Raw genomic sequence first — 17,077 nt, 5'->3', positions numbered from 1 at the left:
CCACCAGTTCATCCCGCGCCTCGGCCAGGAAGTGCTGGTCGACTTCATCGAAGGCGACATCGACCGGCCGGTGATCACCGGCGTGCTGTACAACGGCAGCCACCCGACGCCCGACTTCAGCGGCGCCGGTTCGCTCCCCGCCAACAAGACCCTGTCCGGCATCAAGAGCAAAGAACACCAGGGCGGCGGCTACAACGAGCTGCTGTTCGACGACACCCCCGGCGAAGTGCGCGCCAAGCTATCCAGCGAACCGGGCAAGACCCAGCTCAACCAGGGCTACCTCGCCCACCCGCGCAGCAACGGCAAGGCCCAGCCGCGCGGCGACGGCTTCGAACTGCGCACCGACCACCACGGCGCCATCCGCGCCGCCCACGGCCTGCTGCTCACCACCGAGGCGCAGAACGGCGCATCCGGCAAACAACTGACGCGCGAACACGCGCAGAGCCAGCTCGACTCGGCCCTCAGCCTCTCCCAAGCGCTGGCCGAAACCGCCAGCGGCCAGCTGGCCGACAGCATGGAAACCGGCCCCGACGAGATCGGCCCGGACAACGCCAAGGCTGGCAAGAAACCAGACGGCCACCTGCAGCACCACGTCGACGCGCTGAAAGCCTGGGAAGCCGGATCGAATACCGACAAGGACGGCAAAACCGCCAAGGACCAAGCCGGCCAGCAGCCGCTGCTGGTGCTGTCCGGCCCGGCCGGCATCGCCTCCCTGACCGAGCAAAGCCAAACCGTCACCGCCGGAACCAACCTGAACCTCATCGCCCAGCGCGACGCCAACCACGCGACAGGACGGCGCTGGCTGCACAACGTGGGCCAGCACATCAGCCTGTTCGTAACAGGAGTGAAGGACAAGGTGGCGCTGAAGCTGATCGCGGCGAAGGGGAAGGTGCAGGTGCAGGCGCAGAGCGACGCGATGGAGCTGACGGCGGATAAGGACGTTACGATCACCTCATGCAAAGATCGGATCATCGTTAACGCCAAGCAGGAAATTCTCATGACGGCCGGCGGGGCTTATATCCGCATTGCCGGCGGCAACATCGAAGTGCATTGCCCTGGCACAGTTAGTGTCAAAGGGGCCAGTCATGAGCTGAGTGGTCCCGCCAGCATGACTCCACCACTACCGAACCTGCCCCAGCAAGATTCGAAGAATTGGCTTGAGTTGGACCTGGATGGTTACAAAGGCAAGGCTATGGCCGGCGTGGCGTACACCCTGCATTTGCCGGATGGCACCCAGCGGCAAGGCAAATTGGATGGCGATGGCCATGCGCGCGAAGAGAAGATTCCATTAGGTAGTGGTCGGGTGGTTTATCACAACGACCCCGCTGCCAAAGATCCGCTGCATGAAAGCAGTTTGGACGCGCTGATGGCGAGTAGTCACGGCGAGATCGAGAAAGAAGCCGCCCAGTATGCGGTACAGAATAAGACGGGGATTGTTTGATGTCGGCTCAAGATGCGTGGAGCGTGGTCCGGGGGAGTCAGAAACCGGAAGACACCGGAATTGGTATGTGGATATGGGGAACGCTGAAAGGGGATTTCGAGGAGGATCGCAGTATTGGTCAAGTGGGAACCGACATGGTCATCTCGCTGATCCCGGGTGTGGGTGTAGCAACTACCCTGCGAGATCTAGTGGCCAACCTGATCAAGTTCTACAAGAATCCCAAAGACAAACTGATTCTGCTATTCATCGCGCTGGCGGTGGTTGGCCTGATTCCCGATGTGGGCACTGTGGCAAAGGGCTTGGTGCGTATCCTATTTGTCTATCTGCGCCGTTTCGTCAAGGATGCGGCAGATTTATCCAATGCCATGAAACTGGCTCAGGCGACTACGAAGGCTGTGGATGCCGCTTTGCCTAAAATCATCGAGTTTCTGCGGGACTCGCGACTGGTTCGCTGGGCTACTGATGGCAATGTGCCCAACCTGATACGTTTTGCCGGTACAGAGTTGGTCAAGCAAGCCGACAGAATCGATGCCACTAAGTTGAAAAAAGCCTTCGCAGAAGCCTCGGAACAGCTGCAAATCTTGCTGAAGCGTATCCACGGTATCGTTCCCGCCCGTGCTGCAGATCAGATTGATGAATTTCTGGTCATTTTGAATAAGGTTCGCAAGCCCGTGCTCGACGGCATGGAGTCTGCGTTGCAACCACTGAAAACCTTGTTGAAAACTGCCGGCAAGCGGCTAGAAGATCATGCGCTGATTGTCGACAGCCGCACCGTAAACCGTGGTTGGATTTCACCGATGTCTCAGAAGAGTTCAGTGATGCTGATTGAGAAGGATCCGCCAAAGTGGGTGAGGAGAACCAAGAATGGCGTACTTCCACACCCTGCCCCCGAAGAAGCTGTAGCACAAGCTAAGGCTATCGAATTGAAGGCTTTTACGGTTTCCGAGCGACAAAAGGGTCGTATTTTCCCGGAACTATCCGCAGGGCAAATTCAAACATTTGAAAAGGGCAAGATATCGCCAGCCACCATCAAGGGACCGGCAAAGCTATACCGCGTCGTTGACCCTACAAGTGCTGGAGGTGGTAGTTTTTGGGTCAGCGAAGAAACCTTCCATCAGCTCAAAACCCGAGCCGAGTGGCGTGAAAAGCTGGCAGTGTGGCCGCATTGGAACCAGAATGGCCAATACGTAATGTATGAGCTGAAACCTGGAGAAATGGTGCACGGTTGGAAGGGGCCTGCTGCATCACAGCAAATCGATGGTTGCCCGTACCACTTGCCCGGCGGAGGAGAACAAATCCTGTTCTACCCACAAGGCGATACCTTCAAGAAGACCTTGCCGAACATCGATCCGGCCACGGGCGAAGCGGTAAGCTCGGGGGGGCGCATCGATAGCCGCGTCAACTTCAAGGACGTGCTGGGTGAAGAGGTCAAGGTCGGGCTGCGCGACACGATCAACGATCCCCATATCAAGGGGCCGTACCCGACCAACTGGGGCTTCAGCGACTGGACCGCAAATGAAGCCGCGCGCATCATTATCGAGATTCCTAAGCATTTGGATAAGCCATGAGAGACATCAACCGTGAAGCGTGGTTTTTGAACTACGTTACTTCCATTCACTACTACGAAGCGTGCGCCCAGGCAACCGAGGACTTTGCCGATCTATTCAATCGCTTGCTGACCAAGCACGACGGCCATGGCATCGGCAATCTGGATGGCTGGGTATCGCGCTATCTGAACCATGCAGAGGAAATCCGCCGTCGCATCGAATTTGTGCGCTATGGCGACTACATGCCGATGTATGGCCAGTTGTCGGATACCAATCGCGACTTCAGGGGCTTGGCGGAACAGAACATTTATGGTTGGCGCACCCCGGACGAAGACCGGGCATGGAATATGGCGCTTGAGCACATGTCCCGCCTTTGCGGCGTGGGCGCGCAAGCGCTGGGCAACGTCTATTGGCGTGGCAAGTTGTGGGCGGATGACCAAACCAATTGCGTCGGCCGGAATGAAGGGTTTTCCAAAGGAGCTTCAGATGCGCTGGACTTCTGGCAGTCTCTCGGCTTGATTCCCTTTCCAGAGCAGTATCCCAAATATGAGGTTGATTACTCACTCAGTTGCAAAACAGGGGATGTCTGTCCCCGCAATGGCGTGTGGGTACCTCAGCAAGTGCTGAACGAAGGACTGGAGCATCTGCATATTGAGTTTGCCCAGCAAGGAAGATTAATGCCCCCCTTATTCCGCTTCCATTTAGAAAAACAAGTGGACGAGAACATCGTCAATTATCTTCGCGAGATGGGTGAGGAGCCTGACCTTGATGCTTATACCTCTGAAGAGGCTATCAGCGCCATGGAAGAGGCCATTTGGCACCCATTGGTATTAGTAAGTGATCCTATCAGCAAACCGATACAGCGTGGCCGCATAGAAGCCAAGCAGCCTTGCCCACGCACGGGCTACTGGTGGACCTTGGCCCGAGAGGATAGCCGCCAGCACTTCTCCCAAGGAGACACCATGCCCGACATTGCGGGCTCTCGTTACGGCGCAACGATCTGGTATTGGGATGAAAACCAGAAATCCGTTTGAATTACAATGCATCCAGGCTTGATCTAAACGATCCTATCATGCAGGGACAGTCCATCAGATAACCACTACACTGATCGCCAAAAGGCACGAGTGGCCTCAAAATGAAAAAGCGGACCGAAGTCCGCTTTTTTCATGCTTCGACGCACGAGGCTCAAGACCCCGCCGCCTGCTCCGCCGGCTCGCCTTCGGCCTGCTCCGGCTTGCCGCCGGAAAGGCGGCGCAAGGAACCAAAGCCCACGCACATCAGCAAACCCGCCGCCGCCGCGCCCGCGCCGAACCAGGCCACCGCCATCAGCGGCGCCAATGCCCGCGCCAGCGCGCCCAGACCCAGCGCGCCCAGGCTGTCGCCCACCACGTCCTGCGCGTTCCACAGGCTGTTGACGCGGCCCAGCAGATGGTCCGGCGTCTGGCCCTGCACCAGGGTGAACTGCAGCAGCGAGGCGATGGAGCCCAGATAGCCCAGCACCACCAGTGCCGCCAAGCCGTAAGCCAGGTGGGTGAAAGCGCCCAGGGAGGCGATGGCCAGCGACGAGGCCGTCACGCAGGCCAGCATCATCGCGCCGGGGCGGCTCAACCCGCCCACCCAGCCGCTGGTGAAAGCGCCCAGCATCGCGCCCAGCGGCACCGCCGAATACATCAGTCCCACTTCGAACGCGCCGCCGCCGTAGCCATCCTCGGCCAGCGACGGGTACAGCACCCGCACCGCGCTCAGCAGCGTCTGCAGCGTGCCCACCGCTACCACCGCGCCGACCACCTTGTTCTGCCACAGGAATTCAAAGCCTTCCATCAAGGACCGCAGCGGGTGCGAAGGCTCGGCGTTTTGCGGCTTCAGCGATGGCAGTCGGGTCAGCGGAATCAGCGTGGCCAAGGTGCCGATGCCGGCCAGCAGGTAGTTCCAGTTGACGCCGGCGGCGGTGATGATCAAGCCACCCAAGAGCGGCGACAGCACCGCGCCGAAGCGCACCGTCAACATGCTCAGCGCGCCGGCGGCGGGCAGATTCTCCCGGCCAACGATGACCGGAATCGACGCCATCAGCGAGGTGATGCCGATGCCGCTGAAGAAGCCGTCCCAGGTGGACACCACGTACAGAGCCGTCACCGACGGGTTGGTCATGAAGCCGTTCAAGGCCAGCGCCAGGAAGCCCAGGCCGCAAGAAGTCCGGCCCAGCAGGATCAGCCGGCGGCGGTCCATGCGGTCGGCCAGCACGCCGCCGCACATCAGGCCAGCGAACATGCCGATGCCGTCCAGCGCCATCGCCGCGCCCACCTGCAGCGTGGAGCCGGTGAGTTGATGGATCTGCACCGGCACCGCCACCATCAGGATGCCGAAAGCGAACACCGAGATCATCCGGGCGATGAAGATGGAGCGGAAATGCGGATTGAGCCTGAGCAGGCTGAAGTCGACGAAGATGGGCGATTGTTTCATGTTATCAACGCAGTGGTTCGAGAAGTGCGGCGCAGTGGCCGCGCGCGGAAAAAATTGACGGCGTCACGCCGCGGCGTGGTTTCTTCATGGAGTTTGCATGGTAACATTGCAGATTCGTATTAGGAATCATTTTCATTTAATCATGCCTACTCGCCCTCATGCGGCCACGCGCCGACGGATGACGCTCTTGCTCGCCTGCCTGACGCTGCTGGCCGTCGTATCCGTGCTGAGCCTGGCGCTGGGCGCCAAGCCGATTCCGCTCGCCACCGTCTGGGACAGCCTGCTGGGCCACGCCGCCGGGCCGGACAGCGTGGTCGTATTGCAAGGCCGGCTGCCGCGCACGCTGCTGGGCCTGCTGGCCGGCGCGGCGCTGGGCTTGTCCGGCGCGCTGATCCAGGCGCTGACCCGCAATCCGCTGGCCGATCCCGGCATACTCGGCGTCAACGCCGGCGCCAGCTTCGCGATGGTGCTGGGCGTCGCCTTCCTCGCCGTGGACAGCCAAGGCGGCTACATGGCCTGCGCGGCGGCAGGCGCGCTGTGCGCGACGCTGCTGGTCTACGCCGTGGGCGCGCGCGGCCGCCGCGCCGATCCGCTGCGCATCGTGCTGGCCGGCGTGGCGGTCGGCGCGGTGCTGATGGGTCTGTGCGCCGCCATTACCCTGCTCGATCCCATCGCCTTCAACCGGCTGCGCTACTGGAACGCCGGCACGCTGGACGTGCGCGACATGGCCGCCGTCGGCCTGGCCGCGCCCGTCATCCTGGCCGGCGGCCTGCTGGCGCTACTGCTGGCCCGCCCATTGAACGCGATGGGCCTGGGCAACGACCTGGCGCTCAGCCTGGGCGGCCGGCCGCTGCTGATCCAGGGCGGAACGGTGGCCGCCGTCACCCTGCTGGCCGGCGCCAGCACCGCCGTCGCCGGGCCGATAGGCTTCGTCGGCCTGATGATTCCCCACGTCGCGCGCCGGCTGGGCGGCGCCGACCTGCGTTGGAGCCTGCCGTTCACCGCGCTGCTGGCGCCGATACTGCTGCTGTCGTCCGACATCGCCGGCCGCTTGCTGACGCCGGGCGAGCTGCGGGTATCCATCGTCACCGCCTTCATCGGCGCGCCGGCGTTGATCTGGCTGGCGCGCAGCCACGGCGGCGCGGGAGGCAAGGCATGAAAACGGCGCATCTGCGGCTGGGCGATCCAGACGGCCGCTTCAATCTTCGCATCAAGCCGGGCCGGCTATGGCCGGCGCTGCTGCTGATGGCGGCCTCCGCCGCGCTGGCGCTGCTGAGCTTGCGCGCAGGCGCCCTGCATCTGAGCGTCGAGCAAGTGTGGGCGGCGTTGCAAGGCCAGGGTAGCCGGCTGAACGTGGCCGTGGTGCAGCAATGGCGGCTGCCGCGCGTGGCGATGGCGCTGATCATCGGCGCGGCGCTGGGCATGAGCGGCGCGATCTTCCAGTCACTGCTGCGCAATCCCTTGGGCAGCCCGGACGTGGTGGGTTTCAACACCGGCGCTTACACCGGCGCGCTGCTGGTGATCACCACCATAGGCGGCAGCCATTTCCAGATCGCCGGCGGGGCGCTGGCCGGCGGCCTCGCCTCCGCCGCGCTGGTTTACCTGCTGGCCTGGCGGAGCGGCGCGCACGGGCTCCGGCTGATCATCGTCGGCATCGCCGTCAGCGCCATGCTGAGCGCGCTCAACAACAGGCTGCTGATCAACGCCAGCCTGGAGTCGGCGATGAGCGCCGCGATCTGGGGCGCCGGCACGCTGAACGGCATCACCTGGAGCAAGGGCCTGCCGTCGGCGCTGTTCTGCCTGCTGGCGATGCTGGCGGCGCTGACGTTGAAGCCGCGGATGCGGCTCTTGGAAATGGGCGACGACAGCGCCAATGCGCTGGGCGTGCCGGCCGAGCGCACCCGGCTGACGCTGATGGGCCTGGGCGTGGCGCTGATCGCTTCCGCCACCGCGGCCGCCGGCCCCATCGCCTTCATCGCGCTGGCCGCGCCGCAGATCGCCCAGCGGCTGCAGCGCGCGCGCGCCACCAGCCCGCTCACCGCCGCCTGGACCGGCGCGCTGCTGCTGCTGGCGGCGGATTACGCCGCCCAGCACCTGTTCTACCCGCGCCAACTGCCGGTTGGCGTCGTCACCATCTGCATCGGCGGCCTTTACTTGCTGTGGCTGCTGCTGCGCCAAACCGGAGGCGCGAAATCGTGACCACCCTGTCCTTCAAGCTCAACCCCGCCGCGGCACTCGACGCCGCCCTGCCCGCGTCCGGCCTGCCGCGACTATCCGGCGACGGCCTGCGCCTGGGTTACCGCCAACGGACGATTTGCGAGCGGCTGAACCTGCGGATACCCGACGGCTCCTTCACCGTCGTCATCGGTCCCAACGGCTGCGGCAAATCGACATTGCTGCGCAGCCTCAGCCGCCTGCTGAAGCCGCTGGACGGCCAGGTGCGGCTGGACGGCCGCGACATCCACAGCCAGCCGGCCAAGGCGGTGGCGCGCCAATTGGGCCTGCTGCCGCAAAGCGCCGTCGCGCCGGACGGCATCACCGTCGCCGACTTGGTGGCGCGCGGCCGCTACCCGCACCAGGGCCTGCTGCGGCAATGGAGCCGCGACGACGAGAACGCGGTCAGCGAGGCGCTGAAAGCCACCGGCACCGCCGAGCTGGCCGACCGGCTGGTCGACGAGTTGTCCGGCGGCCAGCGCCAGCGCGCCTGGGTGGCGATGGCCCTGGCCCAGCAGACGCCGCTGCTGCTGCTGGACGAACCCACCACCTATCTGGACGTCGCCCACCAGATCGAGCTCTTGGAGCTGTTCCGCCGGCTGAACCGCGACGGCGGCCGCACGCTGGTGGCGGTGCTGCACGACATCAACCACGCCTGCCGCTACGCCACCCACTTGATCGCGATGAAGGACGGCTGCATCGTCGCCGAGGGCGCGCCGTCCCGCATCGTCAACGCCGAGCTGATCGAGCAGGTGTTCGGCCTGCCCTGCCTGATCATCGAAGACCCGGTCAGCCATACGCCGATGGTGATTCCGCGCTGAGTTTGCCTTGCCGTCCCGCCATGAAAAATGGCCCCTCGCAGGGCCATTTTCATTTGCCGGGATCGATTACCCCAGGCTGTTCACCTCCTTCAGGATGCCGTCCAGCAACGGGCCCAGCGCCTCCAGCGACTGCGGCGACACGATGTCCTCGTGCGCGCAATCGAGCTCGTGCACGGTCAGGCCGGCTAGGTGCGGCCGCCAGGTCTCGCGCACATCCATGCCTTCGGGCAGGGTGCGGCGGGCGACGAACAGCGTGGCCGCGCCGTCGTAGCGCGGCGTGCGCGCCTGCGACAGCAAACGCACCGCGTCCTGGTAGTTGGCGACGATGTGGCCGAACATCTCGGTCTTCTCGCGCAGCATGAAGGCGTCGGCGGCATCTTCCGTGGCGGACATGAACTGCTCCTGCTCGCGCGCCACTTCGGCCTTGGCCTCGTCCTCGGTCGGGCCGTTCCAGTCCTGGCCCTCCGGCGGATAGGTGTCGAGCAGGCCCAGGAAGGCCACCTCCTCGCCCTGCTGCCGCAGCCTGGCCGCCATGGCCTGCGCCACCGTGCCGCCCAGCGAATAACCGATCAAATGGTACGGCCCTTGCGGCTGGATTCGGCGCAGATTGGCCAGATGGCGTTCGCACACCTCGTCCATGTCGGCGCAGCCCGCGATGGCGCCGTCCGGACGCGGCGACTGCAGGCCCACCAGCGCGAGGCCGGGGCGCAGATGGCGCGACAGGCCGCTGTACTGCCAAGCGAAGCCGGAAGCCGGGTGGATGCAGAACAGCGGCCTCCCCTTGCCGGCGCGCAGCGGCAACACCTCGCCGAAGCCGGCCAATGCCCGGTCGGACGCCAGGCCGGCGTCGGACAGCACCGCCGCCAGCTTGGCCACCGTCGGCGAGCTCATGATCTGGCCGACCGACACCGGCAGCTTCAGTTCGCGGCGCAGCGCGGCCGCCAGCCGCATCGCCAGCAGCGAGTGGCCGCCCAGCGCGAAGAAGTCGTCGTCGGCGCGCACCGCGTCGCTCTCCAGCGTCTCGGCGAATAGCGCGGCGATGCGGCTTTCCAGGCCCGGCCGCGGCTCGCGGCCTTCTGTCGGCGCCGCAGCCGACGGCTCCGGCAGCGCCTTGCGGTCCAGCTTGCCGTTGGCGCTGAGCGGGAAGTCCGCCAGCCGCATCACCGCCACCGGCACCATGTGCGCCGGCAGCGCCTTGGCCAATGCCGCCCGCAGCGCGTCGGCCTCGGGCGGATGGTCCGGATCGGACGCGATCACATAGCCGACCAGCTGGCGGTTGTCGGCCCCGGCGGCGTGGGCCGCCTGGCCGCCCAGCGCGCGGGCGTGGACCACGGCGCGGGCCACGCCCGGCTGCGAGAGCAGCGCCGCCTCGATCTCGCCCAGCTCGACGCGCTGGCCGCGTATCTTCAGCTGGTCGTCGCTGCGGCCCAGGTACTCGACGGCGCCGTCCGGCAGCCAGCGCGCGATGTCGCCGGTGCGGTACATCCGCTCGCCATCGGCGTACGGGTCGGCGACGAAGCGGCCGGCGGTCAGGTCCGGCCGGCCCAGATAGCCGTGCGCCAACTGCGCGCCGCACAGATACAGCTCGCCCGGCGCGCCGACCGGCACCGGCCGCAGCGCGGCGTCCAGTATCCGCAGCGCGGTGTTCCACACCGGCAGGCCGATCGGCACGCTGGCCGCTTCCGGCGCCGGCTTGGCCGCCGGCTGGTAGCTGACGTCCACCGCCGCCTCGGTCGGGCCGTACAGATTGTGCAGCGGCGCGTCTATCAGGCCGGCGCAGCCGTCGGCCAGTTCGCGCGACAGCGCCTCCCCGCTGCAGAACACCCGGCGCAGGCCGGCCGCCTGGGCCGAGCGCGCCGCCGCGTCGCCCCGCATGTGCGCCAGCAGCGCCGCCAGCATGGACGGCACGAAGTGCAAGGTGGTGACGCCGCGCGCGGCGATCAACTCCAGCAGCGCCTCCGGGTCGCGGTGCGCGTCCGGCGGCGCCATGAACAGCCGCGCGCCGACGATCAGCGGCCAGAAGAATTCCCACACCGACACGTCGAAGCTGCAAGGCGTTTTCTGCAGCACCACGTCGTCCGCGCCCAGGCCGTACTCGTGCTGCATCCACAACAGGCGGTTGACGATGGCGCGGTGCGAAACCAGCACGCCCTTGGGCCGGCCGGTGGAGCCCGAGGTGTACAACAAATAGGCGGCGTGGTCCGGCGTCAGCGCCGGCGCGTCGAAGGCCTGCGGCTCGGCCGCCAACTCATCCTGCAGCAACAGCTCGCCCATCACAGCGAAGCGCGCGGCCAGCTCGGCGCAAGTGACGATCAGCGCCGGCTTGGCGTCGGCCACCATATAGGCCAGCCGCTCGTCCGGATAGCCGGTGTCCAGCGGCAGATAGGCAGCGCCGGCCTCCTGCGCCGCCATCAGCGCCAGGCTCAGGTGCGCCGAGCGCGGCAGCGCCACGGCGACGATATCGCCCGGTTTGACGCCGGCCTCCCCCAGCCGGCCGGCCAGATGCGCTACCTGGGCGCGGGTTTCGGCGTAGCCGAGCGCGTGCGTCTCATCCAGTAAGGCCGGCGCGTCCGGCGTCCTGGCGGCCTGGATAGCCAGCAGCGACGGCAGCGTGGTTTCAGGAATGACTGCGGCGGTGGCGTTGACCTGTTCGATCAGTTCGCGCTCGGCGCCGGTCAGCGGATTAAAGACCGACCACGGCAGCTCCGGTTGATAAGCCAGATGCTCGAGCAGCGACAACATGCGCTCGGCCAGTTGTCCCGGATCCTTGACCAGGTCGCGGTACTCGATCAGCAGGCGCAGCCGGTCGCCCGGCAACGCCAGCACCGTCAGCGGATAATGGGTATGGCCGCGGTTGCGCAGCCCGGCGATTCGCGCGCAATGGTAGTCGCGCGACTGCATGTCCTGATCCGGGTAGTTCTCCACCACCAGCAGCGTGTCGAACAGCGTGGCCGCGCCGGCCAGGCGCTGGATTTCGCCGAGGCCCAGCCCGTCGTGCTCCAGCAGACGGATCTGCCGCGCCTGCAAATCGGCAAGCTGTTCCCACAGCGGCGCGTCCGGCCGCAGAACCACCCGCACCGGAATGGTGTTGCTGAACAGGCCGATATGCTCGCCCACGCCGTCCACCGGGCTGAAGCGGCCCGACACCGGCGAGCCGAACACCACGTCGTTGCGGCCGGTCAGCACCGACAGCAACGCGCCCCACATGCCCTGCATCGCGGTGTTCAGGGTCAAGCCGCGTTCGCGGCAGCGCTCGGTCAGCGCGTCTTCCAGCGCTTGCGGCAGCACCAGCTCGAATTCCCGCACTTCCGGCGCGGCCGTCTGCTGGCCGAACAGCAGCGTTGGCTTGACGCCGTCCAGCGTCTGCAGCCACAGCTGCCGCGCCGGCGTCAGGTCGCGCGCGGCCAGCGCGCGGACCACGCTGGGGTAGTCGACGCGGATAGCCGGCAGCGTGTCCGGCCCGTCGCCGTAGGCGGCCAGCAGATCGCGCAGCAGGATGGGCGTGGACCAGCCATCGACAACCAAATGATGCGCGGTCAGGAACAGCGTGGACAGTTGGCCGTGGCGCGCCAGCGTGGCCTGCAGCAGCGGGCCGTCGCCGGGGCCGCCGACGGTAAAGTCGCGGTTCAGCTCCTCACGCTCCAGCGCCTGCAAGGCCTGCGCCTCGTCGGCCGCCGCGGCCAGCTCCAGCTCGCGCCACGGCCATTCCGGCAGAACCAGCGGCAGCAGTTGCAGCGGCTCGGCCTGGGCCTCGCTGTCGAAACCGGCGGCCAGCTGCGGATGGCGGCGCAATACCGCGGCCAGCGCCGCGCGCAGCCTGTCGCTGCCCAGCGGGCCTTCGAAAGTGACGCGGGTGATGGAGTTGTACTTGCCGGCCGCCTCGCCCAGCTGGGCGTGGAACAGCAGGCCCTGCTGCAACGGCAGCAGCGGCAGCGCGGCGGCCAGACTGCCGTGGCGGGCGCAGAGCGCCGCCAGCTCAGCGTCGGACAACGGCGCGCCGCCGGTACCCAGCGTCTCAGCGGCCACCAGCGTGTCGGCCGCGGCCAGCGGATCGCGTTCGGCGAGACGAACCAGCGCGGCGATGGCGCCGTCCATCCGCTGTCCCAGACGTTCGATGGCGTCGGCGCCGAACAGCGCGTCGGCCCAGGTCCAGTTGACCGCCACGCGCGGCGCGGCGCCGGACTCGTCGACGAAGACATTGGCCTCCAGCCCGTATTGCAGCGGCAAGGCCGGATCGATGTCGACGGCGAAGGCGTCGGCGAAGCGGCCGCCGGCGGCCAGCGGCGTCCATTCGCCATCCCCGGCCTGGAAGCGGCCCAGGTAGTTGAACAGCAGCGCCGGGCGGTTCTGCGCCTCCAGCGCGCCCAGCGCTGGGCCATGCTCATCGTCCAGATAACGCAGCACGCCGTAGCCCAGGCCGTGGTCAGGCAGCGCCCGCATCACGCGCTTGACCGCGCGCAGCGCCGCCAGGGCGGCCGCGTCGCCGGCCGCCCTGGCCGACAGGTCGAACAACGCCGGATATTCGGCGGTCAGCCAGCCTACTGTGCGGCCCAGATGTATGCCGTCGTCGCTGGCGTAGCGGCCATGCGACTCCAAACCCACGCGCAAGCGCGGCGCGTCGAATTCGCCGCGGCAAGCCAGCAGCAGCGCCGCCAGCAGGATTTCCTCCACCGTCGCGCGGCAGGCGTTCGGCAGCTTTTGCAGCAACGCCGCGCTGGCCGCCTCGCCGAGCAGCGCGCGGCGGCGGCGGGCCGTCTCGTGGCGGTCGCGGGCCGCGTCCAGCGCCTTGGCGCTCAGCGTGTCGGCTTTTCCGGCCAGCATGCCGCGCCACATCGCCAGCTCGCCGCGGCGCGCCGGAACCTGGGCCGCCAGCGTCTTCGCCCACTCGCGCAGGCCGAAGTCCTCGCGCGGCAGCTGGACGGCCTGGCCGGCCATCGCCGCCTCGCAGGCGGACTGCAGTTCGGGCAGCAGCGCGCGCCAAGACACGCCGTCGACCGCCAGGTGATGAACGGCCAGCAGCACATGCTTGCCGTCGGCCCCACTCCGCAGCGCCGCCTGCAACATCAAGCCGTTTTCCGGGTTCAGCCGCGCGCAGGCGGTTTCGAACAGGCTGTCCGGCGTCGCCTCCGGCGCGGCCTCGATCAGTACCCGCGCGTCCAATGCGGACGGCACGGCGTCCAGATACAGTTGGCCGTCGGCGGCGCGGCTGCGCAATGCCGGGTGGGCGCGCTGCAAGGCCAGCAGGCCGGCGGCCAGGTGTTCGGCGCCCAGCGCCGCCGGCGCCTTCAGCCACACGCCCTGGACGAAGCGGCTGGCCATGCCGTATTGCTCGGCGAACCAGCTGACGATGGGCAGCTTGCCCAGCGGGCCAGCCTTGTCGTCGACCACCGGATTGGCGGCGCTCAGGTGCTGCAGCGCCGCCGCCATGCCGGCCGGCGTGCGTTTGGCGAACACGTCGCGCGGGCGCAGCAGGAAGCCGGCGCGGCGCAGCTCGGTGCCCAGGCTCATCGCCGAGATGCTGTCGCCGCCCAACAGGAAGAAGTCGTCGTCGGGGCCGGCCTGCCCCAGGTTCAGCACCCGCGCCACCGCCGCGCACAGCAGGCGCTCGGCCTCGCTGGCCGGCTCGCGTCCTGCAGCGGCGCTCTGCGGCCGGATCGCCGGCAGCGCCTTGCGCTCTATCTTGCCGTTGATGTTGACCGGCCACTCCGGCAGCACCGCCAGCGCCGACGGCACCATGTAGTCGGGCAGCGTCTCGGCCACTTTCGCCAGCAGGGCGGCGGACAGGCCGGCCTCTTCGTGGCGGCCGGCGTCGGCCATCGTGCAATAGGCGATAAGCCGATGGCTGCCGCCCACCGTCTCGGCCAGCACCACCGCGGCGTTCACGCCTGGCAGGCTGGCCAGCGCGTGCTCGACCTCGCCCATCTCGATGCGGAAGCCGCGCACCTTGACCTGGTGGTCGACGCGGCCGATGAAGTCCAGCTGGCCGTGGGCGTTCCAGCGCGCCAGGTCGCCGGTGCGGTACATCAGTTCGCCGTCGCCGAAGGGGCTGGCGACGAAGCGTGCCGCGGTCAAGGACGGGCGGTTCAGATAGCCGAGGCCTAGGCCGGCGCCGGCCAAGTAGAGCTCGCCGGCCACGCCTATGGCCACCGGGCGCAGCGCGGCGTCCAACACCAGCGCGCGGGTATTGGCCACCGGCCGGCCCACCACCGGCTCTTCGGCGATGCTGCCCGGCGCGCCCAGCGCCGAAATGGTGTATTCGGTCGGGCCATAGAAATTATGGAAGTGCAGCTGCTTGTAGCCGCGCATCGCCTTCCACAGCGCCGGCGGCACCGCTTCGCCGCCCACCATCACCATGCCAGGCTGCCAGTGACCGTCGTCCATCAGGCCGCAGTCCAGCATCTGCCGCAGCAGCGACGGCGGCACGTCCATCTCGTCGATGCGCTCGCGGCGCGCTAGTTCGACCAGTTGCTGCGCGTCGCGGCGCAGCTCCTCGTCGCACAGATGCACTTCCTGGCCCATGAACAGCCAGAACAGCTGCTCCAGCGCGCCGTCGAAGGACAGCGAGGCGGTCTGCATCGTGCGCACGCGGCGGCCGCGGTCGCGGACGAAGTCGCCGAACAAGCCGCTCTGCTGGCTCAGCAGCAGGTTGAGGAAGCTGGCATGGGCGATCATCACGCCCTTTGGCTTTCCGGTGGAGCCGGAGGTGTAGATCATGTAGGCCAGCCGGCCGCCATCCAGCGGACGCAGCCGTTCCGCGTCGTCCAACGGCCGCGCGTCGCGGGCGGCCAAGCGCGCGCGGACCTCGCCTTCGTCCAGGCACAGCGCCGGCAAAGCCGGCAGCCGGCCGCGGACGTCGGAGCGGGTCAGAAGCAAGGCCGGCGCGGCGTCCTCGCACATCAGCGCCAACCGCTCGGGCGGGTAATCGAGGTCCAGCGGCAGGAAGGCGGCGCCGGCCGCCAGCGTGCCCAGTATCGCCACCACGGTATCGGCGCTGCGCGGCACGGCAACGCCGACCACGCTACCGTCGCCTATGCCGCGCGCGAGCAGCTCGCGCCCCAGCTGCGCCACGCGCGCCGACAGCTCGCCGTAGCTCAGCCTCTCCTCGCCGCAGACCAGCGCGGTTTCGTTTGCGTATTGCGCGGCGCTGGCCAGGAACACATCCAGCGCGGTGCGCACGCCGGCCGGCGCGTTGACGCGCGGCCCCCGCGACCACTCGTCCAACGCGGCCTTCTCCGCGGCGCTATGCAAGGGCGCGTCGCCGACGGCAGCGCCGGCGGCCAGCACGGCGATGAAGCCGCGCAGCCGCCACGCATGCCATTCCAGCTCCGCCGCGTCATAGCGCGCCGGATTGGCGCTCAGCTCCACCACCAAGCTCTCGCCCTGTTGCCAGAGGCCGAATTCGATGTCGTCGATCGGCCCCACCGCCAGCGGCAGCGTGACCCCCGCCACCTCGCCCAGCCGCAGCGACTGGTCGTAGATCTTCAGGTTCAGCGTCGCGCCGTACAAGGCGCGGTTGGAGCCGACCATGCCGCTGTCGCGCTGGATCTGCTCGGCGTCGTAGCGCTCGTGGCGGCGCACCTGTTTCAATTCGTCGGCCAAGCGCCGCGCGAGCGCAGCCAGATCGTCGCCATCGTCGATATCCAGCGCCACCGGCAGCACGTTGACCACCGGGCCCACGGCCCGCAGCGCCGCCGACCCCATGCGCCGCATGAAAGGCATGCCCATCGCCACCCGGCTCTTGCCGCTCATCCTGGCCAGGTAGGCGAAAACGGCCGCCATGGCCTGCGGCGCCGCCGCTCCTCCGGCGATTTCAAAACGCCGGCGCAGCACGTCGACATTGGCCGCGCCGTCTCCGGCCAGCGCATCGCGCGCCGACAAGGTGGACGGCGACGGCAACGCGGCGGCGTAGTCGCGCCAGAAGGCGCGGTCTTCCTCGCAGCGGGGGCTGGCCAGGTAGGCGTCGCGCTCGGCCGCGACATCGGCAAAAGAGATGAACGGCGACGGCGACGGCGCTTCGCCGCGGCCCAGCGCCTGGTAGAGGTCGGCGATGCGGCGGGTCAGCGCGGCGAAGCTGTAGCCATCGACGCAGACATGGTGGTAGCGCTGATACCAGAACCAGCGCTCGCCCGCGCCGCCAGCCAGCTTGAACAGGCGGTGCAGATACAGCGGACGCTCGCCGTCGGCCGGCTGAGCGGCGGCCAGGTCGTCGCCCATCCATTGGCGCGCCCTCTCCTCCGGATCGGCTTCGGCACTCAGGTCATGAATGTCGGGCAGAGGCAGATCCTCGGCGCGCAGTCCGTGCCGCAGCCGCTGCTCCGGGCCGTCCGGCGTTTCCAGGTACTGGGCGACGACAGTGTCGGCCTCCGCGAGGCCCAAACGGATGGACTGGCGCAGCCGCTCGGCGTCTATCGCGCCGTCCAGTGCTACGCAGTGGGCGACGGCGTAGGTGTTCTTTTGTTCGGCGATCTGGTCCGCTAGCCAGATGCCCAGCTGCGAGCCGAACAGCGGCAGCTCGCGCTCGACGGCGGAGGGTTTGGTTTCAATGGTCAACACGATGCTTCCCCGGATGCGGGTAATCGGAACGGCCGGCGCAC

8 protein-coding genes are annotated in these 17,077 nt (G+C 67.5%); 6 read left to right on the top strand and 2 right to left on the bottom strand.

All coding sequences use genetic code 11. The annotated features are described in order from the left end of the window. From ACY3GB_RS01275 to ACY3GB_RS01265, 3 genes are all read left to right on the top strand, one after another. Positions 1-1,441, top strand: a 1,441-nt coding sequence (locus ACY3GB_RS01275; RefSeq protein ID WP_463087106.1) for a DUF2345 domain-containing protein, incomplete at its 5' end; no start/stop codon positions are given. Next, positions 1,441-3,009, top strand: a complete 1,569-nt coding sequence (locus tag ACY3GB_RS01270; RefSeq protein WP_463087105.1) for a hypothetical protein — start codon at positions 1,441-1,443, stop codon at positions 3,007-3,009. The genes ACY3GB_RS01275 and ACY3GB_RS01270, both read left to right, overlap by 1 nt. Next, positions 3,006-4,022, top strand: coding sequence for a hypothetical protein (locus ACY3GB_RS01265; protein WP_463087104.1), 1,017 nt, complete (start codon positions 3,006-3,008; stop codon positions 4,020-4,022). Before ACY3GB_RS01270 ends, ACY3GB_RS01265 begins: the two co-directional genes overlap by 4 nt. A 151-nt stretch (positions 4,023-4,173) precedes the next feature. Here the strand turns inward: ACY3GB_RS01265 and entS are convergent, their stop codons facing one another. Beyond that, positions 4,174-5,448: an enterobactin transporter EntS gene (gene entS, locus ACY3GB_RS01260; RefSeq protein WP_463087103.1), complete on the bottom strand. Its 1,275-nt coding sequence runs from the start codon at positions 5,446-5,448 to the stop codon at positions 4,174-4,176. Positions 5,449-5,626: 178 nt separating this feature from the next. On the opposite strand from entS, the gene fepD reads away from it, so the two are divergent. Genes fepD through ACY3GB_RS01245 form a run of 3 tightly spaced genes read left to right on the top strand, consistent with a single transcriptional unit; the run spans position 5,627 to position 8,483 of the window. Continuing rightward, positions 5,627-6,607, top strand: a complete 981-nt coding sequence (gene fepD / locus ACY3GB_RS01255) for a Fe(3+)-siderophore ABC transporter permease (RefSeq protein ID WP_463087102.1) — start codon at positions 5,627-5,629, stop codon at positions 6,605-6,607. After that, the gene (fepG, locus tag ACY3GB_RS01250; RefSeq protein WP_463087101.1) at positions 6,604-7,647 is read left to right on the top strand and encodes an iron-enterobactin ABC transporter permease; all 1,044 of its coding nucleotides are present in this window, start codon (positions 6,604-6,606) and stop codon (positions 7,645-7,647) included. Before fepD ends, fepG begins: the two co-directional genes overlap by 4 nt. Beyond that, the gene (locus ACY3GB_RS01245; RefSeq protein WP_463087100.1) at positions 7,644-8,483 is read left to right on the top strand and encodes an ABC transporter ATP-binding protein; all 840 of its coding nucleotides are present in this window, start codon (positions 7,644-7,646) and stop codon (positions 8,481-8,483) included. Before fepG ends, ACY3GB_RS01245 begins: the two co-directional genes overlap by 4 nt. 66 nt (positions 8,484-8,549) lie before the next feature. Here the strand turns inward: ACY3GB_RS01245 and ACY3GB_RS01240 are convergent, their stop codons facing one another. Further along, positions 8,550-17,036 (bottom strand): amino acid adenylation domain-containing protein, encoded by an 8,487-nt coding sequence (locus ACY3GB_RS01240; protein ID WP_463087099.1) that lies wholly within the window; start codon positions 17,034-17,036, stop codon positions 8,550-8,552. Positions 17,037-17,077: the final 41 nt, after the last annotated feature.

Source organism: Chromobacterium sp. Ag138, from assembly GCF_055181315.1.
The sequence above is the reverse complement of the archived record's forward strand: the minus strand, read 5'-3'. Positions and strand labels throughout refer to the sequence as shown.